Source organism: Bradyrhizobium nitroreducens (assembly GCF_002776695.1).
GTDB classification, from domain to species: Bacteria; Pseudomonadota; Alphaproteobacteria; order Rhizobiales; family Xanthobacteraceae; genus Bradyrhizobium; species Bradyrhizobium nitroreducens.
In genome coordinates this window covers 8114544-8135229 of the sequence record NZ_LFJC01000003.1, presented here as the reverse complement: position 1 = coordinate 8135229, position 20686 = coordinate 8114544, and the positions used below count along the sequence as shown (strand labels likewise).

Sequence of the window (20686 nt, the reverse complement as noted above, 5' to 3'; positions counted from 1 at the left end):
ACCGGTTCGCGTGAAGAAAACGCGTCAAAACAAGAATCTAGAGCTTCGGTTCTGATTCAATCAGAACCGAAAATGCTCTAGTCTAATCCACCCTACGGCACCGTGCCTACTTCACGTCCGCCAGCGCAGCGAGAATTCGCGCCCACGAACGAATGCCCTTCTGGAAACTGCGCAAATCGTACTTCTCGTTCGGCGAGTGGATGTTGTCGTCGTCGAGGCCGAAGCCGACCAGCAGCGAGTCGAGGCCGAGCGTGCGCTTGAAGTCGGCGACGATCGGGATCGAGGCGCCCGAACCCATCAGCACGGTCTCCTTGCCCCATTCCTCGGTCAGCGCCTTGCTGGCGGCGGCGAGCGGCTTCATGTTCCAGTCGAGTGCAATGGCGGGCCCGGCGGAATGGTCGCCGAACTCGACCTTGCAGTCGCCCGGAAGCCGCGCCGTCACGTAGTCGCGGAAGGCCTTGCGGATCCTTTGCGGATCCTGGCCCTCGACCAGGCGGAACGAGACTTTCGCCGAGGCGTGCGACGGAATCACCGTCTTGGAGCCCTCACCGATATAGCCGCCCCAGATGCCGTTGACGTCGCAGGTCGGACGCGTCGAGGCCTGCTCGATCAGAAGTCGGCCTTTCTCGCCGGCGGGAATCGACAACCCGATCGGCTCCAGGAACGTCTTGGGCGTGAAATCGAGTTTCTTCCACTGCGCCAGGATGTCCGTCGGCGTGTCCTTCACGCCATCGTAGAAGCCGGGAATGGTGATGCGGTTGTCGTCGTCGAACAGCCCGCCCAAAATCTTGGTCAGCACGCGGATCGGGTTCATTGCGCTGCCGCCGAACACGCCGGAATGCAGGTCACGATTGGCGGCGGTGATCTTCAGCTCTTCATAGAGCAGGCCGCGCAGCGAGGTCGTGATCGCCGGCGTGTCGCGGTCCCACATGCCGGTGTCGCAGACCAGCACGTAGTCGGCCTTGAACTCGTCCTTGTTGGCCTCGATGAAGGGCACGAAATTCTTCGAGCCGACCTCCTCCTCGCCCTCGATCAGGAAGGTGACGTCGATCGGCAGCGATCCCGTGACCTTCTTCCAGGCGCGGCAGGCCTCGACGAAGGTCATCACCTGGCCCTTGTCGTCCTCGGCGCCGCGCGCGACGATGATCTTGCGGCCGTCGGCATGGTCGGTCACGACAGGCTCGAACGGCGGACGGTGCCAGAGATCGAGCGGATCGACCGGCTGCACGTCGTAGTGGCCGTAGAAGATCACATGCGGCCGTCCGCCCGCCCCGGTCTTGCCGACGATGGCGGGATGGCCCGCGGTCGGCCTCACCTCGGTGGCGACGCCGAGGCTTGCGATGTCCTTGGCGAGATGCTCCGCCGCGGCCTTGCAGTCTCCGGCAAAGGCCGGATCCGCGGAGATCGACTTGATCCGCAGCAGCGCGAACAGACGCTCCAGGCTGTTGTCAAAATCCTTGTCGATGTGATCGAGCACGGATTGAAGCTGCGCATTGGCCATGGTCGGATTCCTGACGTTTGAGACTTAAGACGGCTTCTCGAGATCTGCGGGTTTTAACCCCGTCGCAGGCGGGGTGCCAGCCGCAACCGGCGGATGGCGGATGTGCCATGCGAGGCTGACTGCAAGAACGGCGGTCGCGGCGAGGTTATTGCCCCAGGCCTGGAGAACCGTCGGAAACCAGGGCAACGCCAGCAGCAGGAGAACGCCGGCCGCGCCGAGTGCGAGCCAGGTTCCGAGGCGCACCTTCGCCCGTTCGTCGAAGGCGGCGCGATGCATCAACACCGTCATCGGGAAGAACAGCCATACGAAGTAGTATTGCCGTGCCAACGGCGAGGCCACCGTGATCAGGCAGAACAGGATGCCGAGCTCCTCGGCATCGGAGCGCGCCGTTCGCCGCGCTTGCCGCGGCATCACCGCGAGGAAGCCGAGCCCGAGCAGGGCCGACATCGCCAGCACGATCCAGTTCGCCGTCCTGTAATCGACGTCGATGATGTTCATCGTGCGCGGCGGCTTGCCGGGATCGTCCTGATTGAAGTTGATCGGACGAACCAGGCGGTGCGTGACGGCGATGAGGGACTGGTTGACCCACGACCAGTTCTGCTCGTCACGCTGGCCGAAGCCTTTTTCCGAGCTCGTTCCAACCATGCCCTGATACCAGGTCGCAAGCTCGGCCGCGTTGCGCTCGAAGCCGCGGATCGGCGCCGGCACGAGATAGAGAAGGATGCCGGTGAAAGCGACCATGCTGACGACGGCCGCCCACTTCCGCCGCCAGAGCAGATAGGGCAGCACCGCGACGGGAAACACCTTGATCGCGGTGGCGAGCGCGAACATGAAGCCGGCGAGCCATGACCGTTGATGCCGCAGGCCCCAGAACCCGAACAGCACCATCGCCAGCAGGACGAGGTTGGGCTGGCCGAGGTCGAACATGTCGAACACCAGGGGAACGGTGACGACAGCGGGCAGCGCTTCCAGCCAGGGACCCGGCTTGCGGTCCGAGCCGGTCATGACGTGGGAGAGCGTTCCGGTGTACCACCACGCCAGGACATTCAGGATCGACAGGACGACGTAAAGCGGGATCTTGCCGAACCAGCTCGGGATCGCCAGCAGGATCGCCGGAGGCGGCGGATAGATGTAGTCGAAATACTCGATGGCCGTCGCGGGATAGAGCGGCTCACCCTGCAAGACCTGCTGCCCGACCCAGTACCACAGCGGGTAATCCTTGGTCTTGCCGCTGCCGAAGATCTCGGGAACCAGCACGTCGGCGGTGAGCAGGACGCAGCAGAACAGAAACAGCAGATCCAGCGGCGCGCGCAGCGACAGGCGTCTTGGCGCGTCGGGCTTGGCGAGCGGGGCGGGCGAGGTCACGGAGTGGTCCTGTTCGGCGGCGAACAGGACGTAGCAGACCGGCGGAGGCTTGGAGAGCCCCTCACCGGAATTTGTGCGGGTGGCGGTCCGCCTAGCGCCGCAGCAATCCGCCCAGCGCGCCGCGGACCAGCGTGCGGCCGATCGAGCCGCCGAGCTGGCCGCCGAGCGATTTGCCGATATTGGCCGCCATTCCGCCGATCACCTGGTTGGTGACCGATCGCGTCACGTCCCGCGCAATGACCTGGCCCGTCGACAGCCGGCCGCGCTTGACGTTGGTGCCGAACACGGAGCCGACGATCGAGCCGATCTGGCCGAGAAGGCCGCCGCCGCTTCCGTCAGCCTGGCCGTCAGCGGTCGCCGCCGTGCCGGCAATGCGCTTCTGGATCATCTCGTAGGCGGACTCGGCATCGACCGCTGTGTCGTATTTGCCCTTCACCGGGCTTGCGGCCATGATCGCCTTGCGCTCGTCCGGCGTGATCGGCCCGATGCGCGCCGACGGCGGCCGGATCATCACGCGCTCGACCATGGAAGGGGTGCCGTTACCTTCGAGGAAGGAGACCAGCGCCTCGCCCTTGCCGAGCTCCATGATCACCTTGGCCGTGTCGAGCTTCGGGTTGGGCCGGAAGGTCTGGGCCGCAGCCGCGACCGCTTTCTGATCGCGCGGGGTGAAGGCGCGCAACGCGTGTTGCACCCGGTTGCCGAGCTGTCCGAGCACGCGGTCGGGGACGTCGACCGGGTTCTGCGTCACGAAGTAGACGCCGACGCCCTTGGAGCGGATCAGGCGGACCACCTGCTCGATCTTGTCCATGAGCGCCTTGGGCGCGTCGTTGAACAACAGATGCGCCTCGTCGAAGAAGAACACCAGCTTCGGCTTGGGTAGATCGCCGGCCTCGGGCAGCTCCTCGAACAGCTCCGACAGCATCCACAAGAGGAATGTCGCATAAAGCCGCGGGCTTTGGAGCAGCTTGTCGGCGACCAGGATGTTGACCATGCCACGGCCGTCGCGGTCGGTCTTCATGAAGTCCTTCAGCGTCAACGCCGGCTCGCCGAAGAATTTGGTACCGCCCTGGTTCTCCAGCACCAGAAGCTGGCGCTGGATGGTGCCGACGGTGGCCTTGGTGACGTTGCCGAATCCCTGCGCGGCCTTGCGGATGGCGGCGAGCGAATCCTCTTCCGCATCCGCCCCCTTCTTCCCGCTATCGGGCACGATGGCGTCGAGCAGCGCGCGCAAATCCTTCATATCGATGAGGGTCAAGCCGGCGTCGTCGGCAACGCGGAAGGCGACGTTGAGCACGCCTTCCTGCACATCGTTCAGATCGAGCATGCGCGCAAGCAGAAGCGGCCCCATTTCCGTGACGGTCGCCCGCACCGGGTGGCCCTGCTCGCCGAACACGTCCCAGAACACCGTCGAGAACTGATCGGGCTGGAAGGTCAGCCCCATTGCGGAGGCACGCTTGACGATGAAGTCCTGGGGCACGCCGACCTCGGAGATGCCGGAGAGGTCACCCTTGATGTCGGCGGCGAAGACCGGAACACCGGCGCGCGCAAATCCTTCCGCCATCACCTGCAGCGTCACGGTCTTGCCGGTTCCGGTTGCACCCGTGACGAGGCCGTGGCGATTGGCGAGCGCCAGCGTCAGCCAGGCCTGCTCCTCTCCCTTGCCGACGAAGATCTTGTCGTCGGTATCGCCGAGCTTGCTGTCCTGTGCGGTCATTATTCTCTCTGATCTCTTCTCGCCGGGTTTCGCGTGCCGAAACTCGAATGCTCCAGTTCCGTAGTTTAACGCATGTCGCGCACCGATTAAAACGGTTCAACGCGCTCCAAGCATGAGACATCGTCGGAAACAGACGGACAGGATCAGCCGAAAGTAGGACCGAGCTGTTCGCAACGCGGCAATTTTTCGCCGATTCCATCTCCGCTCGTGCACCGCTGCAACACTTTTCGCGCGTTCGAAGATGAATCGCGACGACGCCCGCGTTCATCGCTTGAATTTCACATCACACCGGCTCAAGATCATTTTCGAAAGAATACTCCGGCAAGCAAACCGGCTGAGGGGCGGGCCTTATGGACGAACTGATCGGGCGGCTGGCGACAAACGCCAGCATAGATAGTGCTGTCGCTGAAAAGACCGTCGGCATTATCCTGGGCTTCCTCCGCAACGAGGGTCCTTCCGACAGCGTGCAGGCCCTGATCGATCAGATCCCCGGAGCGGAAGCCGCAATCGAGGCATCCAGGAGCGGTGGCGGACTGTCGCGGTTGATGGGCGGCGGCCTGATGGCGGTCGGCACGCGCCTGATGGGCCTCGGGCTCGGCATGTCCGAGATTCAAAACGTCGCCCGTGAACTTTTCCGCTACGGCCGAGACAAAATCGGAGCAGATCAGATGGGCAAGATCATTGCGGGGACGCCAGGCCTCGGCCAGTTCGCCTGAAGCTGTCGCATTTCATATCGAGTATCATGACATATCCCATCTCCGAGATTGAGGGCCTGTCGGTCTTTGCCGCCAACAAGTTGAAGGCGCAAGGCATCCGCACCACCGATGCGCTGCTCGAGGCGGCCGGCACGGTGAAGGGCCGCAAGGCGCTTTCCGCCAAGACCGGCATCAGCGAGCAATTGCTGCTGGAATGGGCCAACGTGTCCGACTACATGCGCATCCCCGGCATGGGCCGCGCCAAGGTCGGCCTGATCCGCGCCGCCGGCGTCACCACCGTGCGCGAGCTCGCCTATCGGAATCCGGCAAGGCTCGCCCAGAGCATGCGCGACGCCAACGAGAAGAAGAAGTTGCTGCGCATCCTGCCCACCGAGAAGTCGGTCGGCGACATCATCGCCAAGGCGAAGAAGCTGCAGCCGAAGATCACGTATTAGCCGCATTGTGTCTCGTGTCCCGGACGCGCTGCAGCGCCTTTTAGCGTTGCTGCGCAGAGCCGGGACCCATGCCCCACAACCAGCTCTCGGTGATATGGGCCCCGGCTCTGCAGCGCATCGCTGAAGAAGCGCTGCGCTGCGTCCGGGGCAAGAGGGCAACGTCTTGTCTTGAACTCCCCCTCCCCGCCCGCTAAAGCCACCCGCATGAATGCCTCGCCCTCCCCATCCGTCCCGCCGGCCGGCTCGGCCGGGCCCGACGTGCTGCGGACGCTGCTGGAGCGGCCCGTCCCGGCGGTGATGGGCGTGCTCAACATCACCCCGGACTCCTTCTCCGATGGCGGCGAGTTCATCGCGCCCGAGCAGGCGCTCGCGCGGGCGCGGGCGATGATCGAGGCCGGCGTCGACATCATCGACATCGGCGCGGAATCCACCCGGCCCTACAAGGGCGCCAAGGCGGTAACGGCGAGCGACGAGCTCGCCCGGCTGAAGCCGGTGCTGGCAGGCGTCGTCGCCCTCGGCGTGCCGGTCTCGATCGACAGCATGAAGGCGGAGGTGGTGGCCTACGCGCTCGACCAGGGCGCGGCGATCGCCAACGACGTCTGGGGCCTGCAACGCGACCCCGCCATGGCGCCGCTGGTGGCCGCAAGAGGCGTCCCGGTCATCGTCATGCACAACCGCGACGATGCCGATCCCGCCATCGACATCATCACGGACATGAAGACGTTCTTCCTGCGTTCGCTGGATATCGCCGCAAAGGCCGGCATCGCGCGCGACAGGATCGTGCTCGATCCCGGCATCGGCTTCGGCAAGACCGCCGAGCAGAGCATGACCGCGCTGGCGCGCTTGCGCGAATTCGAGATGTTCGGCCTGCCGATCCTGGTTGGTGCCTCGCGCAAACGCTTCATCGCCTCGGTGTCGCCGTCGGAGCCGAAGGAGCGGCTCGCCGGCTCGATCGCCGCGCACCTGATCGCCGCGCAGCGCGGCGCCAAGATCATCCGGACCCATGACGTCGCCGAGACCCTGCAGGCGCTGCGTGTGGCGAACGCAATCGAGGGCAAGCAATGACCGATACAATCTTCGTCACCGGCCTGTCGATCCACGCCCGCCACGGCGTGATGGATCACGAGACCGAGGTCGGCCAGCGCTTCGTCATCGACCTCGAGCTCTATACCGACCTGTCGGAGCCCGCGCGCAGCGACCGGCTCGCCGACACAGTGTCCTACGCCGACGTCGTGGCGACCACGACGGCTGCGTTCAAGAACACCAACTACAAGCTGCTGGAGCGCGCGGCCGGCGCGGTGGCCGATGCCATCCTGTCGCACTTTCCGCGCATCCGCGCCGTGAAGATCACCGTGCACAAGCCGCACGCGCCGATCGCCGCGATCTTCGACGATGTCGGCATCATGCTGACGCGCTCGCGGCATCCATAAAATGGGAAACGTGCTGATCGCACTCGGCGGCAATGTCGGCGATGTCCGCACGACGTTCGCTAAGGCGATCGCCCATATCTGCGGCATGGCGCAGGCCGCATTGATCGCCCGCTCCTCGGACTACGCCACGCCGCCCTGGGGCGACGAGAACCAGGAGCCCTTCATCAATGCCTGCATCGAGATCGAGACCGACCTCGATCCGCATGCGCTGCTGTTCGTGCTGCAGAAGGTCGAGCAGAAATTCGGCCGGACGCGGCAGAAGGATCGGCGCTGGGGGCCGCGCACGCTCGATCTCGACATGATCGCCTATGACGATATCAGCCTGCAGAAGCCCGACCTGACCTTGCCGCATCCGCGCCTGTTCGAACGCGCCTTCGTGCTGGTGCCGCTGGCCGAAATCGCGCCGAACCGCGTCATCTCGGGCATTCGTGTGCGTGACGGGCTCGCCAGCGTCTCGACGCAAGGCATTGAGCGGCTTCCGGATACCGGTTAACCAAAAACGACCGTTTGCAGGGACGGTCCGCCGTGGCAAATTCGCCTGCGAATAACAAGACGTTTGGGAGCCCTTGGCCGTATGACCTCCGTGACTGACGACCTGCCGCTGGCGGCCGATTTTCCCAAGGCGACCATCGAAGACTGGCGCAAGCTGGTCGATGGCGTCTTGAAGGGCGCGCCGTTCGAGAAGCTGGTCGGCAAGACCTATGATGCACTCAAGATCGATCCGCTCTATCCGCGCGCCAAGGGCGTTGCGCCCGTGGTCGGGCGAGACGCGACCGCGCCCTGGCAGATCATGCAGCGGATCGACCATCCCGATGCGGCGCTCGCGAATGCGCAGGCGCTGCAGGACCTGGAGAACGGCGCGACCGGGCTCGCGCTGGTGTTCGCCGGCGCCAATGGCGCGCGCGGTTTCGGCCTGGAACCTTCCGCCGAGGCGGTCGCAAAGGTCTTGAAGGACATTCATCTCGACGCCGGCATCGGCATCGAACTCGAGATCGGACCGCAATCGCGAATGGCCGCGATCCATGTCGCGGAATATGTGAAGAGCAACGGCCTCGATCCCGCTGCCTGCAACATTCGCTTCGGCCTCGATCCGCTCGCGGCCGGCGCGGTGTGGGGCCACAGTCCCTATACCTGGGAGGAGATCGCCCCAGCCGTCACCGGCGCGATCAAGGGTCTCGCCGGGCTCGGCTTCAAGGGGCCGTTCGCCTCCGCCGACGGACGCGTCATCCACGATGCCGGCGGCTCCGAGGCGCAGGAGCTCGCCTTCGTGCTCGCCTGCGGCGTCGCCTACTTACGCGCGATCGAAGGCGCCGGCATTCCGCTGGAAGCCGCGCAGGGCATGGTCTATGCGCGGCTTGCCGCCGATGCCGACCAGTTCCTAACCATGGCCAAATTCCGCGCGCTGCGGCTGCTCTGGGCGCGAATCGAAACGGCGTGCGGCCTGACGCCCAAACCGCTGTTCATCGCCGCCGACACCGCCTGGCGCATGCTGACGCAGCGCGACCCTTACGTGAACATGCTGCGCGCAACCATCGCGACATTCGCGGCGGGGCTCGCCGGCGCCAACGCGATCACCGTGCTGCCGCACACGCTGGCGCTCGGCCTGCCTGATCCGTTCGCGCGGCGCGTGGCGCGCAACACGCAGCTTCTCTTGCTGGAGGAAAGCAACCTCGCCAAGGTCAGCGATCCCGCGGCGGGCGCCGGCGGCATCGAGACGCTGACCGCGCAGCTTTGCGAGGCCGCCTGGGCGCTGTTCCAGGAGAGCGAAAAGGCCGGCGGCGCCTTTGCCGCGCTTCAGCAGGGCCTGTTCCAGGGCAAGGTCGCGGCCGCGCGAAAGGCGCGCGACGCCAACATCGCAAGACGCCGCGACGTGCTGACCGGCGCCAGCGAGTTTCCGAACCTGCACGAGAGCGAAGCCACCGTGCTGACGGCGACGCCGGTCGTGCTGGCTCCGTACGGCGAGCAAAAATACAAGTTCGAGCCGCTGCCGCCGATCCGGCTCGCGGAACCGTTCGAGGCGCTGCGCGACAAATCCGATGCGGTGCTGAAGGCGCGCGGGTCGCGGCCAAGAGTGTTCCTGGCCAGTCTCGGCACGCCCGCCGACTTCACGGCGCGCGCGACCTTCGCCAAGAGCTTCTTCGAAGCCGGCGGCATTCAGGCCATCGACAGCGAGGGTTTTGCCGATCCGGCGAAGTTGGCTGCAGCCTTCAAGGCCTCCGGGGCCGAGCTCGCCTGTCTGTGTTCCAGCGACAAGGTCTACGCCGATCAGGCGGAACCTGCCGCGAAGGCCCTGCAAACCGCAGGCGGCCGACATATCTATCTGGCAGGCCGCCCGACGGAAGCCGAGGCGGCGCTGCGGGCCGCCGGCGTCACGGGTTTTGTCTTCGCCGGAGGCGATGCGCTTGCCACGCTGCAAGACGCCTATCGAAGGATGGAGCAGCCATGACCGACAGCAGCAAACCCGTTCTGACCGGCGGCTGCCAATGCGGGGCGGTGCGCTTCGGCGTCACGACGGCGCCGAACAGGGTTTCGATCTGCCACTGCCGCATGTGCCAGAAGGCGGCTGGCGCGCCCTTCGCCTCCTTTGCCGACATCAACAAGACGGACTTCGCCTGGACCAGGGGACAGCCGTCGTTCTTCCGCTCCTCCACCATCGCCGAACGCGGCTTCTGCTCCGCCTGCGGCACGCCGCTGAGCTTTGGCCGCATCGACGGCGACCGGATCGAGATCATGACCGGCGCCTTCGACCGCCCCGACCGGGTGATCCCGACGCGGCAGTTTGGCACAGAGTCCCGTCTCGGCTGGGTTGTCGGCATCGCCAATCTGCCGAGCCAGACCACGCAACAGAATTACGGACCGGAGAAGATGGCGACCATCGTCAGCCACCAGCATCCGGATCATGATTGAGGTTTAACAATGCAGGTGAACTTGCGAGCGTCATGACCAGTCAGTTCGAGGGCAGCATGCGCGGAGCAGAAACTTCTGGGATGATGGGCCTGGGCGTGATCGCAACGGCGATGGCAGCGCTGACAGGGACGCTCTTCGGCGTCATCGTCAGCTTCCCGTTCTCACTGATCGCCGTGATCATCTTTCCGCTCCTGTTGATCGCTATGATGCTGGCGGCGGTGCTGGCTGCCCCAGTCACGCTCGGGCTATTCCCGCTGGTCTATCCATTCCTGAGGGGCCGGCCGGTGCTGGCGCAGTTTCTGTTTCCGCTGATCGGAGCCGCCGGCGGGGCCGTCATCATCTGGCTCTGGATTGCGCTGGGAGTATTGCCCAATCAGCCGCATTCCCTGGAGCTTTTTTCTGCTATCGGCATGATATCTGGACTGGTCGCCGGAGCGTTCTTCGGGCGAGGATTGCACGCATGAGCCGTATACCTGACTTCGCAAGTGTCGCCTTCGAGCGAGCAACCACCGCAGCGCCCGCCGGCAGCGCCGAGCCGTGGCTCACGCCGGAAGGCATCCTGGTGAAGCCGGCCTATGACGAGACCGACCTTGCCGGGCTCGATTTCCTCGAGACCTATCCGGGCATCGCACCGTTCCTGCGCGGCCCCTACCCGACCATGTATGTCAACCAGCCATGGACCGTCAGGCAATATGCCGGCTTCTCCACGGCGGAGGATTCCAACGCGTTCTATCGCCGCAATCTCGCGGCCGGACAGAAGGGCCTCTCGGTCGCCTTCGATCTTGCCACCCATCGCGGCTACGATTCCGATCATCCGCGCGTCGGCGGCGACGTCGGCATGGCCGGGGTGGCCATCGACTCCATCTACGACATGCGCACGCTGTTCGCAGGGATTCCGCTCGACCAGATGAGCGTGTCCATGACCATGAACGGCGCGGTGCTGCCGATCCTCGCGCTCTACGTCGCCGCGGCCGAGGAACAGGGCGTACCGCCGGAGAAGCTGTCGGGCACCATTCAGAACGACATTCTGAAAGAGTTCATGGTGCGCAACACCTATATCTATCCGCCCGCGCCCTCGATGCGGATCATCTCGGACATCTTCGCCTACACCTCGCAGAAGATGCCGAAATACAATTCCATCTCGATCTCCGGCTATCACATGCAGGAGGCCGGCGCGACGCAGGACCTCGAGCTCGCCTATACGCTCGCCGACGGCGTCGAATACTTACGCGCTGGTCTCGCCGCCGGCCTCGACGTCGACCGCTTCGCACCGCGCCTGTCGTTCTTCTGGGCGATCGGCATGAACTTCTTCATGGAGGTCGCAAAACTGCGCGCCGCGCGCCTGCTGTGGGCGAAGCTGCTCAAGCCCTTCAATCCGAAGGACCCGCGCTCGCTGTCGCTGCGTACACATAGCCAAACCTCGGGCTGGTCGCTGACCGCGCAGGACGTGTTCAACAACGTGATGCGCACCACGGTCGAGGCCATGGCGGCGACGCAAGGCCATACCCAGTCGCTGCACACCAACGCGCTGGACGAGGCCCTGGCACTGCCGACCGACTTCTCGGCGCGCATCGCCCGCAACACCCAGCTGTTCCTGCAGCAGGAGAGCGGCACCACCCGCATCATCGATCCCTGGGGCGGCTCGTATTATGTCGAGCGCCTGACGCGCGACCTCGCGGCCAAGGCGTGGGGCCACATCCAGGAGGTCGAGGAGCTCGGCGGCATGGCGAAGGCCATCGAAGCCGGCGTGCCCAAGCTGCGCATCGAGGAGGCCTCGGCCAAGACCCAGGCGCGGATCGATGCCGGCAAGCAGGCCGTGATCGGCGTCAACAAGTACAAGCCGACCGACGAGGTGCCGATCGACATTCTCAAGGTCGACAACACCAATGTCCGCCGCCTGCAGATCGACAAGCTGACGCGGCTGAAGAGCGAGCGCAGCCAGAAGGACGTCGACGCCGCGCTCGCCGCGATCACGCGTTCGGCCGGTGAAGGCAACGGCAATCTGCTCGCGCTCGCCATTGAGGCTGCGCGCGCCAAGGCGACCGTCGGCGAAATCTCCGACGCCATGGAGAAGGTGTTCGGCCGGCACCGCGCCGAGATCAAATCCATCACCGGCGTCTACAAGCGGGAGGCGTCCAGCATGGGCAACCAGGTCGAGAAGGTTCAGGCGCTGATCGACGCCTTCGAGGAGGCCGAAGGCCGCCGCCCGCGCATCCTCGTCGCCAAGATCGGCCAGGACGGTCACGACCGCGGCCAGAAGGTGATTGCGTCGGCCTTTGCCGATATCGGCTTCGACGTCGACATCGGGCCGCTGTTCGCGACGGCGGATGAGGCCGCGCGGCAGGCGGTCGAGAACGACGTGCACATCCTCGGCGTCTCCTCGCTTGCCGCGGCCCACCTCACCGCCGTGCCGGAGCTGAAGGCCGCGCTGAAGAAGCAGGGCCGCGACGACATCATGATCATCGTCGGCGGCGTGGTGCCGCCGCAGGATTACGATGCGCTCTACGCGGCCGGCGCGGAAGCGATCTTCCCGCCGGGCACCGTGATCGCCGACGCCGCCGAGGAGCTGATCCGCAAGCTGAACGCCCGGCTCGGGCATAGCGAGGCGGCTGAGTAGCTTCGCCGCCTATTTTTCGACAGGAAGGAATTCGCGTGATGTTTCCCGCGCAAACGTTCATGCGCGCGCTCGCCGTCGCCACGGTTTGCAGCGCGCTGTTCGGTCCAGCCCTCGCAGCCGACCCCAAGCCCGATGTTGTCATCAAGACCAAGAGCATCGAGGCGCGCGTCTTCCTCGACGACAAGATCAAGGCGGATCCGGCGCTGGCGGCGGATTGCCTCGCTGAAGGCAAGAAATGGCTCGACAAGAATGCCGCGGAGGCTGCCGCCGCGCGCAAAGCCGACCCGCAGTTCTTCAAGGACGGCGGCTGGGATTTCGAGCGCAAATATGAGATCCGCTCGGTCGTCGGCGACCGCTATGTCAGCATCCTGCGCAACGACTACATGAACACCCGCGGCGCGCATCCCAATTCCGACGTCAACACGATCCTGTGGGACAAGGCCGACAACAAGCGCATCTCGATCCGCCCGTTCTTCAGCGAGACCGCCGACAACGGGGCGACCATGAAGGCGATGGTGAAGGCCATCATCGCCTCGCTCAAGGCGGAGAAGAAGAAGCGCGACGCCAGCGAGACCGCGACCGACGAATGGTTCAAGGAGCTGAAGCCGAGCCTGCTCAAGATCGGCGCGGTGACGCTCGCGCCCTCGACTGAAGCAGGCAAGAGCTCCGGCCTCACCTTCCACTATCCGCCTTACGCCGTCGGCCCCTATGCCGAGGGCGAATACGTCGCCTTCGTGCCGTGGGAGACGCTGAAGCCTTACCTCACCGCCGAAGGCACGCGCATCTTCGGCGGCGCGCGGCCGAAGGGCGATGCTGACGAGCCGTGAGCGGCCGCTAGCCGGGCCGCGCCAGCGTCCGCGCAAGGGAATCCGTCCAGTCCGGAATCCAGGACGCAAACAGCGCCTGCCAGCGATCGGCGTCCGCAGGCTCGGTCTCGAGGGCGACCGACCATTCGATGAGGGTGCGGTTGCCCTCGGTGATCGGACGCAGATGCATGGTGCCTTGATAGCGTGTCGGCGCCGGCGGCTGGCTTCCATCGTCCTGCGGATACGGCAACGCTTCGAGACCGGCATAAGTCAGAGTGTGCTGCCGGTCGGAATGATCGACCAGGCGCTGACGGATCCAGTTTCCGAGATAGCAGAAGCGTCTGATGGCGCCGACTTCGTCGCCGCGCTTGTCGTCTTCGATCACGCTTTCGCTCACGCCGTCGATATAGGCGGGATAGTTGTTGAAGTCGCGGATCAGCGACCAGACTTCGTCCAGCGGGCGATCCAGCACGGCGCTGTAATGGGCTTGGGTCATCGACGGCTTGCCTTTGGCTTTCGGTACGCGCTCAGGTTGGCGAAGCGCGCAGGCAAAACCCACCCGATTTCCGACGGCCTATCCGACGGGCATACTGTTTTCACACAACATGTCGATCTCCTTGGTAGCGCTACCTTGCGGCGGTGCTGCAAAGCCGACTAGAATGTCGCCATTGACAAGAGCGCCCGATGTCACGGGCGCCGCTGGGAGGCATTCAATGTCCAAGATTTCGCGCCGCACCTTTGCGGCTTCGACCGCCGCTGTTGCGGCATCCGCCGCATTTGGCTTCAAGCCCGCACTCGCACAGGCCTATCCGGCCCGTCCGGTCACCGTGGTCGTGCCATGGGGCGCGGGCGGCGGAACCGATGCGACCGCGCGCATCGTCGCCGCGCTGCTCGAAAAGGACCTCGGCCAGCCCTTCAACGTGGTCAACCGCACCGGCGGCTCCGGCGTGGTCGGCCATAGCGCAATCGCGACCGCGCAGCCCGACGGCTACACCATCGGCATGCTCACCGTCGAAATCTCGATGATGCATTGGCAGGGCCTCACCGAGCTGACGCCGAAGAGCTACACGCCGCTGGCGCTGATGAACGAGGATCCCCCGGGCATCCAGGTCTCTTCCTCCTCGCCCTACAAGACGGTCAAGGAGCTCGCAGAAGCGATCAAGGCTGCGCCTCCCGGCAAGTTCAAGGCGTCGGGCACCGGTCAGGGCGGCATCTGGCATCTGGCGCTGGTCGGCTGGATGCAGGCGATGGGCCTGCCCGCAAACCAGGTCGCCTGGGTGCCGTCGAACGGCGCCGCGCCCGCGATGCAGGATCTCGCCGCCGGCGGCCTCGACCTCACGACGTGCTCGGTGCCGGAGGCGCGCGCGATCATCGAGGCGGGCAAGGCGAAGAGCCTCGCCATCATGGCGCCGGCGCGCAACCCGGTCTTCAAGGACGTGCCGACGCTGAAGGAAGCGATGGGCATCGACTACGCAACCGGCGCCTGGCGCGGCATCGGCGCGCCGAAGGGCCTGCCGCCGGAGATCGCAACCAAGCTGACCGCGGCGCTGAAGAAGGTCTACGACTCCGCCGAGTTCAAGGACTTCATGAGCAATCGCGGCTTCGGCACCGTCTGGGGCGATGCCGGCCAGTTCGCCGGCTTCATGGACAAGGGCGACGCCCAGATGGGCGAGGCGATGAAGGCGGCCGGCCTCAGCAAGGCGTGACGTCTTCACCTCTCCCCGCTTGCGGGGAGAGGTCGGATCGCATCGCAGATGCGATCCGGGTGAGGGGGAGTCTCCGCGAATGCAACTTTCACCGTCCCCGCGGAGAGCCCCCCTCACCCCACCCTCTCCCCGCACGCGGGGAGAGGGTGCGCCCTTCCCGGAATTCTGACAGGACCCTTCTCATGCGTCTTCCCGACTCCGTCACGGGATCGTTTCTCGTCGTGCTCGGTGCTGCGGCCGCCTATGGCGGCTGGCTGCTGCCGCCGGTGCCGGGCCAGCCGGTCGGCCCCAACGTGTTTCCGCTGGTGATCGGCAGCGGCCTTGCGCTGTGCGGGCTCGCGATCGTGTTCGGGATCGGGCACTCCTTCGAGGAGGAGGAAGAGCTGATCCCGCTGGAGGACGGCCAGGCCGCCGCTCCGTCGCCGCCGCAAGGCAAGCTCTACGGCCTGCGCGCCTTGCTGCCGCCGGCGCTGCTGCTGTTCTACGTCGTCGCCGCCGACCGGCTCGGCTTCATCATCACCGCGGCGCTTATGGTCTACGTCACCTCGACCGCGCTGGGAGCAAAGTGGAAGCTGGCCCTGCCGCTCGCGGCGCTCTCGCCCTTCGCCATTCACCTCATCTTCGGCAAGCTGCTGCGCGTTCCGCTTCCTGCCGGCCTGCTGCCGACGCCCTGGTAATCCCCATGCTCAAGACCCTGATTGAAGCATTCGCGCTGATCTCCACCTGGGAGGTCATCATCGCGATGTTCGCAGCCTCCGTGTACGGCCTCGTGATCGGCTCGCTGCCGGGCCTGTCGGCGACGATGGCGACCGCCCTGCTCGTTCCCGTCACCTTCTACCTCTCGCCGATCGCGGCGATCGCGACCATCGTCGCGGCGTCCTCGATGGCGATCTTCTCGGGCGACATCCCCGGCGCCCTGCTGCGCATTCCCGGCACGCCCGCCTCCGCGGCGTATGCGGATGAAGCCTACGCCATGACGCGCAAGGGCCAGGCCGAGCTGGCGCTGGGCGCCGGCGTCTGGTTCTCCGCCGTCGGCGGCATCGCCGGCGTGCTGTCGCTGATGATCCTGGCGCCGCCGCTCGCCGAGATCGCGCTGTCGTTCTCGACCTTCGAATATTTCTGGCTGGCGCTGCTCGGCCTGATGTGCGCCACGCTGGTGGCGCGCTCCTCGCCGGTGAAGGCGATCGCCGGCATGTTCATCGGCCTGCTCGTCTCCTGCGTCGGGATCGAGAATCCCGGCGGCGTGCCGCGCTTCACCTTCGGCCTCACCGATCTGTTCGGCGGCATCGAGCCGATCCCGGCGCTGGTCGGCGTGTTCGCGGTGGCGCAGGTGATGCGCGCGATGCTGACGCCCGAGCCGCCGCCGCTGCCGCGGCGAAAATTCGGAAGCATCATGGCCGGCCAGTGGAAGCTGACCAAGAAATATCATTGGCAGATGACACGCGGGAACATCGTCGGCATCATCATCGGCGTTCTGCCGGGTGCCGGCGCCGACATGGCCGCATGGGTTTCCTATGCGATGTCGAAGCGCTTCTCCAAGGAGCCGGAAAAGTTCGGCACCGGTCATGTCGAGGGTCTGGTCGAGGCCGGGGCCAGCAACAATGCCAGCATTGCCTCGGGCTGGGTGCCCTCGCTGCTGTTCGGCATCCCCGGCGACACCATCGCCGCGATCGCGATCGGCGTGCTCTACATGAAGGGCCTCAATCCGGGCCCGACGCTCTTCACCGAGAAGGCGTCGAGCATGTACGCGATCTACCTGATGTTCATCATCGCGAACATCCTGATGATCCCGCTCGGCATCGCCATGATCCGCGTCGCCGCCTACATCCTGCTGGCGCCGCGCTCCACCGTGATGCCGATCATCATGCTGTGCTGCGCGGTCGGCTCGTTCGCGATCGGCAACAACATGTTCGGGGTCGTCACCGTCGCCGCCTTCGGCGTGATCGGCTATGTCATGGAGGCGAACGGCTATCCTGTCGCCGCCATGGTGCTCGGCATCGTCATGGGCACCATGGTCGAGCAGGCCTTCGTGACCTCGCTGATCAAGTCCGACGGCAGTATCCTGCCGTTCTTCGAGCGCCCGGTCGCCGCGATCCTCGCCGCCATGGCGATCGGGGCGCTGCTGTGGCCTGTCATGGTCTGGGTCTGGCGCAAGCTGAAGCCGGTGCAGACGGCGGCGGCGACGAGCAGGTGATTCCGGGCGAGCGGCCCTCGCCTGCCCGGCCCCGGCGTTGTAAAGCAGGGCATGACTGAGAAGAAGGCCTCGCTGGACATCACTACCCTCGCCAAGGAGCTGCGCGCCGGCAGCCGCGCGGCGCTCGCCCGCGCCATCACGCTGGTGGAGAGCCGGCGTGGCGACCATCAGGCGCTGGCGCGGGAGCTGGTGCAGATGCTGCTGCCGGACACCGGCAAGGCGTTTCGTGTCGGCATCACCGGCTCGCCCGGCGTCGGCAAATCCACCACCATCGATGCGCTCGGGACCTACCTGATCGAGCAGGGCCACAAGGTCGCGGTGCTCGCGGTCGATCCGTCCTCGGCGCGCAGCGGCGGCTCGATCCTCGGCGACAAGACGCGCATGGCGCGGCTGTCGGCCTCCGATGATGCCTTCATCCGGCCCTCACCCTCATCGGGCACGCTCGGTGGCGTCGCGGCGAAGACGCGCGAGGCGATGCTGCTCTGCGAGGCGGCCGGCTTCGGCGTCGTGCTGATCGAGACCGTCGGCATCGGCCAGTCCGAGACCGCCGTCTGCGACATGACCGATTTCTTTCTCGCCCTGATGCTGCCGGGCGGCGGCGACGAGCTGCAGGGCATCAAGAAGGGCCTGGTCGAGCTCGCCGACATGATCGCGATCAACAAGGCCGACGGCGACAACCTCAAGCGCGCCAAGATCACGGCGGCGGATTATCGCGGCGCGCTGCATATCCTGGCACCGCGATCCGAGCATTGGCATCCGCCGGTCGAGACCTATTCGGCGTTGACCGGCGACGGCATCGCAAAAATCTGGCAGAAGGTCCTCGACCATCGCAAGGCGATGAACGCGTCCGGCGATTTTGCCGCGCGGCGCCGCGAGCAGCAGGTGAAATGGATGTGGTCGATGCTGGAGCAGCGCATGCTGGCGCGGCTGCGCAGCGAGGCATCGGTACGCACCAAGGTCAGGAAGATCGAGGCCGAGGTCGCCGAGGGCCATCTCACCCCGGCGCTGGCCGCCGAGCAGATACTGGAGCTGCTGCAATGAGCGACAAGCTCCGCATTCTCCTCACCGGCTTCGGCTCGTTCCCCGGCGCGCCCTATAATCCGACCCAGCCGCTGGTGGTGCGGCTGAAGCAGCTGCGCCGTCCGGCGCTCGACGATGTCGAGCTGTCGAGCCACATCTTCCCGGTCACCTACGCCGCGGTCGACCGGCAATTGCCCGACCTGCTCAAGAAGGTGAAGCCGGACGCACTGTTGATGTTCGGGCTTGCCGCGCGCACGCCGTACCTGCGTATCGAGACCCGCGCGCGCAACGCCGTCACCATGCTCTGGCCCGATGCCGCCAACACGCGTTCGAGCAAGCGCGGCATCACAGGCCACGCAGATGCCATGATGTTCGGCCCGCACACGGCAAGACTGCTGCGCGCCGCGCGCCTCACCGGCATCGACGCGCGTGCCTCGCGCGATGCCGGCGCCTATCTCTGCAACTATTTGAGCTGGCGCGCGATCGAGAACGTGAGGGCCGGCGGGCCGCAGCTTGCGGCCTTCATCCATATCCCCCTGCTTGCGCGCAGCGGCGCGGTGCGGCGCAAGGGCGCGCCCCGGATCACGCTGGAGGAACTGGTGGATGCCGGGGAAGCGATGCTGATGGAGCTGGTGGGGTTGGCGAGGAAACAGCGGAACACGCAGGTTTCGTAGTTTCGTAGGGTAGGCAAAGGCGCCCTTGCGCCGTGCCCACGACTTCGCCTCGCGTGAGCTTTGGTGGGCACGCTTGCGCCTTGCCCAGCCTACGGCGCCTCCGCTGGGGTAAACATTTAACCCTACCGCGAACAATCCCCGCGCCCTCGCCGGCCCTGCGCTACCTAGTCCTCGCGGACCCCCGCGTCCGCCGGAGGACGCGTCATGGACCTCAATCGCCGCAATCTCATCGGAGCATCGACCGCAGGCATCGCCGGCGCGCTCGCCATGCCGGCTGATGCCGCGCGCGGGGCACCGCTGACGTCCCTGCTCGGCCGCGATGCCACGCAATATGGTGTGCGGCCCGGCAGCAGCGAGGACCAGACGCGCGCGCTCCAGCGCGCGATCGACGAGGCCGCGCGGGCGCAGATGCCGCTGGCGTTGGCGCCCGGTGTTTACCGCAGCGGGATGCTGCGGCTGCCGAACGGCGCGCAACTGATCGGCGTCCGCGGCGCGACCAAATTCATCTTCACCGGCGGGGCCTCGGCGATCCAGGGCGACGGTGCGGACTCCATCGGCATCACCGGCATCAGCTTCGACGGCGCCAGCATTGCGCTGCCGACCCGGCGCGGATTGATCCATGTCCTCGGCGGGCGCGACGTTCGCATCACCGATTGCGAGATCACGAATTCGGGCGGCAGCGGCATCTGGCTCGAGCAGGTCTCGGGCGACATTTCCGGCAACATCTTCACTGACATCGCCGTGACGGCGGTGGTCTCGTTCGACGCCAAAGGCCTCGGCGTCTGCCGCAACACGATTCTCGGCACCAACGACAACGGCATCGAGATCCTGCGCACGGCGATCGGCGACGACGGCACGCTGGTTGCCGACAACCGCATCGAGGACATCAAGGCCGGCCCTGGCGGCTCCGGCCAGTACGGCAATGCCATCAACGCCTTCCGCGCCGGCAACGTGATCGTGCGCGGCAACCGCATCAAGAACTGCGATTACTCCGCTGTGCGCGGCAACTCGGCCTCCAACATCAATATATCGGGCAACAGCGTCAGCGGCGTGCGCGAGGTCGCGCTCTATTCGGAGTTTTCGTTCGAGGCCGCGGTGATCGCCAACAACACCGTGGACGGCGCCGCCGTGGGCGTCTCCGTCTGCAATTTCAACGAAGGCGGCCGCATCGCCGTGGTCCAGGGCAACATCATCCGCAACCTGCTTCCGAAGCGCCCCATCGGCACCGCGCCCGACGACGACGCCGGCGTCGGCATCTACGTCGAGGCCGACACATCCGTGACCGGCAACGTGATCGAGAACGCGCCGTCCTACGGCATCGTCGCCGGCTGGGGCAAATATCTGCGCGACATCGCCATCACCGGCAACGTGATCCGCAAGGCGCTGGCCGGCGTCGGCGTCTCCGTCGTGCCGGGTGCCGGCATCGCGCTGGTCAACAACAACATGATCTCGGAAACTCCGCGCGGCGCCGTGGTCGGGCTTGACCATGCGCGCGCGGTGACGTCGGATCTGTCGGCCGACGGCGCGCAGCGGTTCGCGCAGGTGGTGGTCGGCGGGAACGCGGTGCGGCGCTAAGGTCCGCCCCTCTGCTCTGGGTGCCCG

At 65.9% G+C, this 20686-nt stretch carries 20 protein-coding genes; 16 read left to right on the top strand and 4 right to left on the bottom strand.

All coding sequences use genetic code 11. From position 1 onward, the window contains the following. Positions 1-106: 106 nt before the first annotated feature. The 3 genes from TSA1_RS38385 to TSA1_RS38375 form a co-directional block, all read right to left on the bottom strand. Positions 107-1501, bottom strand: a complete 1395-nt coding sequence (locus TSA1_RS38385) for a M20/M25/M40 family metallo-hydrolase (RefSeq protein ID WP_100180861.1) — start codon at positions 1499-1501, stop codon at positions 107-109. Positions 1502-1525: 24 nt separating this feature from the next. Next, a complete protein-coding gene (locus TSA1_RS38380) occupies positions 1526-2866 on the bottom strand; it encodes a glycosyltransferase family 87 protein (RefSeq protein ID WP_100180860.1) in 1341 nt (446 codons plus the stop codon). Between the two features lie 91 nt (positions 2867-2957). After that, the gene (locus tag TSA1_RS38375; protein ID WP_100180859.1) at positions 2958-4580 is read right to left on the bottom strand and encodes a helicase HerA-like domain-containing protein; all 1623 of its coding nucleotides are present in this window, start codon (positions 4578-4580) and stop codon (positions 2958-2960) included. 350 nt (positions 4581-4930) lie between these two features. Between TSA1_RS38375 and TSA1_RS38370 the strand changes: the two genes are divergently transcribed. The 10 genes from TSA1_RS38370 to TSA1_RS38325 all read left to right on the top strand — a co-directional run bounded on the left by TSA1_RS38370 (position 4931) and on the right by TSA1_RS38325 (position 13511). Continuing rightward, complete coding sequence (locus tag TSA1_RS38370) at positions 4931-5296, top strand: hypothetical protein (protein ID WP_100180858.1); 366 nt, start codon at positions 4931-4933, stop codon at positions 5294-5296. A 26-nt stretch (positions 5297-5322) separates the two neighbouring features. After that, the gene (locus TSA1_RS38365) at positions 5323-5730 is read left to right on the top strand and encodes a DUF4332 domain-containing protein (protein ID WP_100180857.1); all 408 of its coding nucleotides are present in this window, start codon (positions 5323-5325) and stop codon (positions 5728-5730) included. 204 nt (positions 5731-5934) lie between these two features. Further along, positions 5935-6795 carry a dihydropteroate synthase gene (gene folP, locus TSA1_RS38360; RefSeq protein ID WP_100180856.1) on the top strand — a complete coding sequence of 287 codons (861 nt, stop codon included), beginning with the start codon at positions 5935-5937 and terminating at the stop codon, positions 6793-6795. After that, complete coding sequence (folB, locus tag TSA1_RS38355; RefSeq protein WP_100180855.1) at positions 6792-7160, top strand: dihydroneopterin aldolase; 369 nt, start codon at positions 6792-6794, stop codon at positions 7158-7160. The genes folP and folB overlap by 4 nt, the downstream gene beginning before the upstream one ends. Before the next feature lies 1 nt (position 7161). Continuing rightward, the gene (gene folK, locus TSA1_RS38350; RefSeq protein WP_100180854.1) at positions 7162-7653 is read left to right on the top strand and encodes a 2-amino-4-hydroxy-6-hydroxymethyldihydropteridine diphosphokinase; all 492 of its coding nucleotides are present in this window, start codon (positions 7162-7164) and stop codon (positions 7651-7653) included. 81 nt (positions 7654-7734) lie between these two features. Beyond that, the gene (locus tag TSA1_RS38345) at positions 7735-9606 is read left to right on the top strand and encodes a methylmalonyl-CoA mutase family protein (protein WP_100180853.1); all 1872 of its coding nucleotides are present in this window, start codon (positions 7735-7737) and stop codon (positions 9604-9606) included. Continuing rightward, positions 9603-10067 carry a GFA family protein gene (locus tag TSA1_RS38340; protein WP_100180852.1) on the top strand — a complete coding sequence of 155 codons (465 nt, stop codon included), beginning with the start codon at positions 9603-9605 and terminating at the stop codon, positions 10065-10067. Before TSA1_RS38345 ends, TSA1_RS38340 begins: the two co-directional genes overlap by 4 nt. Positions 10068-10099: 32 nt before the next feature. Further along, positions 10100-10531, top strand: a complete 432-nt coding sequence (locus tag TSA1_RS38335; RefSeq protein ID WP_100180851.1) for a hypothetical protein — start codon at positions 10100-10102, stop codon at positions 10529-10531. Beyond that, entirely contained in the window at positions 10528-12684 is a 2157-nt protein-coding gene (gene scpA, locus TSA1_RS38330) for a methylmalonyl-CoA mutase (RefSeq protein ID WP_100180850.1), read from the top strand. Before TSA1_RS38335 ends, scpA begins: the two co-directional genes overlap by 4 nt. A 38-nt stretch (positions 12685-12722) precedes the next feature. Further along, positions 12723-13511 (top strand): RsiV family protein, encoded by a 789-nt coding sequence (locus TSA1_RS38325; protein WP_174719262.1) that lies wholly within the window; start codon positions 12723-12725, stop codon positions 13509-13511. Positions 13512-13518: 7 nt separating this feature from the next. Here the strand turns inward: TSA1_RS38325 and TSA1_RS38320 are convergent, their stop codons facing one another. Continuing rightward, positions 13519-13986 carry an SRPBCC family protein gene (locus TSA1_RS38320; RefSeq protein ID WP_100181574.1) on the bottom strand — a complete coding sequence of 156 codons (468 nt, stop codon included), beginning with the start codon at positions 13984-13986 and terminating at the stop codon, positions 13519-13521. A gap of 217 nt (positions 13987-14203) precedes the next feature. Here TSA1_RS38320 and TSA1_RS38315 point away from each other — a divergent pair, with 217 nt between their 5' ends. The 6 genes from TSA1_RS38315 (at position 14204) to TSA1_RS38290 (ending at position 20659) form a co-directional block, all read left to right on the top strand. Then, positions 14204-15196: a tripartite tricarboxylate transporter substrate binding protein gene (locus tag TSA1_RS38315; RefSeq protein ID WP_100180849.1), complete on the top strand. Its 993-nt coding sequence runs from the start codon at positions 14204-14206 to the stop codon at positions 15194-15196. A gap of 182 nt (positions 15197-15378) precedes the next feature. Beyond that, positions 15379-15873, top strand: a complete 495-nt coding sequence (locus tag TSA1_RS38310; protein ID WP_100180848.1) for a tripartite tricarboxylate transporter TctB family protein — start codon at positions 15379-15381, stop codon at positions 15871-15873. 5 nt (positions 15874-15878) lie between these two features. Continuing rightward, positions 15879-17390 (top strand): tripartite tricarboxylate transporter permease, encoded by a 1512-nt coding sequence (locus TSA1_RS38305; protein WP_100180847.1) that lies wholly within the window; start codon positions 15879-15881, stop codon positions 17388-17390. A gap of 51 nt (positions 17391-17441) precedes the next feature. Continuing rightward, entirely contained in the window at positions 17442-18431 is a 990-nt protein-coding gene (meaB, locus tag TSA1_RS38300; protein WP_100180846.1) for a methylmalonyl Co-A mutase-associated GTPase MeaB, read from the top strand. Further along, complete coding sequence (locus TSA1_RS38295) at positions 18428-19084, top strand: pyroglutamyl-peptidase I (RefSeq protein ID WP_100180845.1); 657 nt, start codon at positions 18428-18430, stop codon at positions 19082-19084. Before meaB ends, TSA1_RS38295 begins: the two co-directional genes overlap by 4 nt. Positions 19085-19288: 204 nt before the next feature. After that, entirely contained in the window at positions 19289-20659 is a 1371-nt protein-coding gene (locus tag TSA1_RS38290; RefSeq protein ID WP_100180844.1) for a TIGR03808 family TAT-translocated repetitive protein, read from the top strand. Positions 20660-20686 lie beyond the last annotated feature (27 nt).

What these genes read in the sequence shown, in the direction of transcription:
- TSA1_RS38370 (WP_100180858.1), top strand. Translation starts at nt 4,931, where the DNA reads ATGGACGAACTGATCGGGCGGCTGGCGACAAACGCCAGCATAGATAGT.
- TSA1_RS38320 (WP_100181574.1), bottom strand. Translation starts at nt 13,986, where the DNA reads ATGACCCAAGCCCATTACAGCGCCGTGCTGGATCGCCCGCTGGACGAA.
- scpA (WP_100180850.1), top strand. Translation starts at nt 10,528, where the DNA reads ATGAGCCGTATACCTGACTTCGCAAGTGTCGCCTTCGAGCGAGCAACC.
- folK (WP_100180854.1), top strand. Translation starts at nt 7,162, where the DNA reads ATGGGAAACGTGCTGATCGCACTCGGCGGCAATGTCGGCGATGTCCGC.
- TSA1_RS38305 (WP_100180847.1), top strand. Translation starts at nt 15,879, where the DNA reads ATGCTCAAGACCCTGATTGAAGCATTCGCGCTGATCTCCACCTGGGAG.
- TSA1_RS38290 (WP_100180844.1), top strand. Translation starts at nt 19,289, where the DNA reads ATGGACCTCAATCGCCGCAATCTCATCGGAGCATCGACCGCAGGCATC.
- folP (WP_100180856.1), top strand. Translation starts at nt 5,935, where the DNA reads ATGAATGCCTCGCCCTCCCCATCCGTCCCGCCGGCCGGCTCGGCCGGG.
- TSA1_RS38365 (WP_100180857.1), top strand. Translation starts at nt 5,323, where the DNA reads ATGACATATCCCATCTCCGAGATTGAGGGCCTGTCGGTCTTTGCCGCC.
- TSA1_RS38340 (WP_100180852.1), top strand. Translation starts at nt 9,603, where the DNA reads ATGACCGACAGCAGCAAACCCGTTCTGACCGGCGGCTGCCAATGCGGG.
- folB (WP_100180855.1), top strand. Translation starts at nt 6,792, where the DNA reads ATGACCGATACAATCTTCGTCACCGGCCTGTCGATCCACGCCCGCCAC.
- TSA1_RS38325 (WP_174719262.1), top strand. Translation starts at nt 12,723, where the DNA reads ATGTTTCCCGCGCAAACGTTCATGCGCGCGCTCGCCGTCGCCACGGTT.
- TSA1_RS38375 (WP_100180859.1), bottom strand. Translation starts at nt 4,580, where the DNA reads ATGACCGCACAGGACAGCAAGCTCGGCGATACCGACGACAAGATCTTC.
- TSA1_RS38310 (WP_100180848.1), top strand. Translation starts at nt 15,379, where the DNA reads ATGCGTCTTCCCGACTCCGTCACGGGATCGTTTCTCGTCGTGCTCGGT.
- TSA1_RS38345 (WP_100180853.1), top strand. Translation starts at nt 7,735, where the DNA reads ATGACCTCCGTGACTGACGACCTGCCGCTGGCGGCCGATTTTCCCAAG.
- TSA1_RS38335 (WP_100180851.1), top strand. Translation starts at nt 10,100, where the DNA reads ATGACCAGTCAGTTCGAGGGCAGCATGCGCGGAGCAGAAACTTCTGGG.
- TSA1_RS38295 (WP_100180845.1), top strand. Translation starts at nt 18,428, where the DNA reads ATGAGCGACAAGCTCCGCATTCTCCTCACCGGCTTCGGCTCGTTCCCC.
- TSA1_RS38385 (WP_100180861.1), bottom strand. Translation starts at nt 1,501, where the DNA reads ATGGCCAATGCGCAGCTTCAATCCGTGCTCGATCACATCGACAAGGAT.
- TSA1_RS38315 (WP_100180849.1), top strand. Translation starts at nt 14,204, where the DNA reads ATGTCCAAGATTTCGCGCCGCACCTTTGCGGCTTCGACCGCCGCTGTT.
- meaB (WP_100180846.1), top strand. Translation starts at nt 17,442, where the DNA reads ATGACTGAGAAGAAGGCCTCGCTGGACATCACTACCCTCGCCAAGGAG.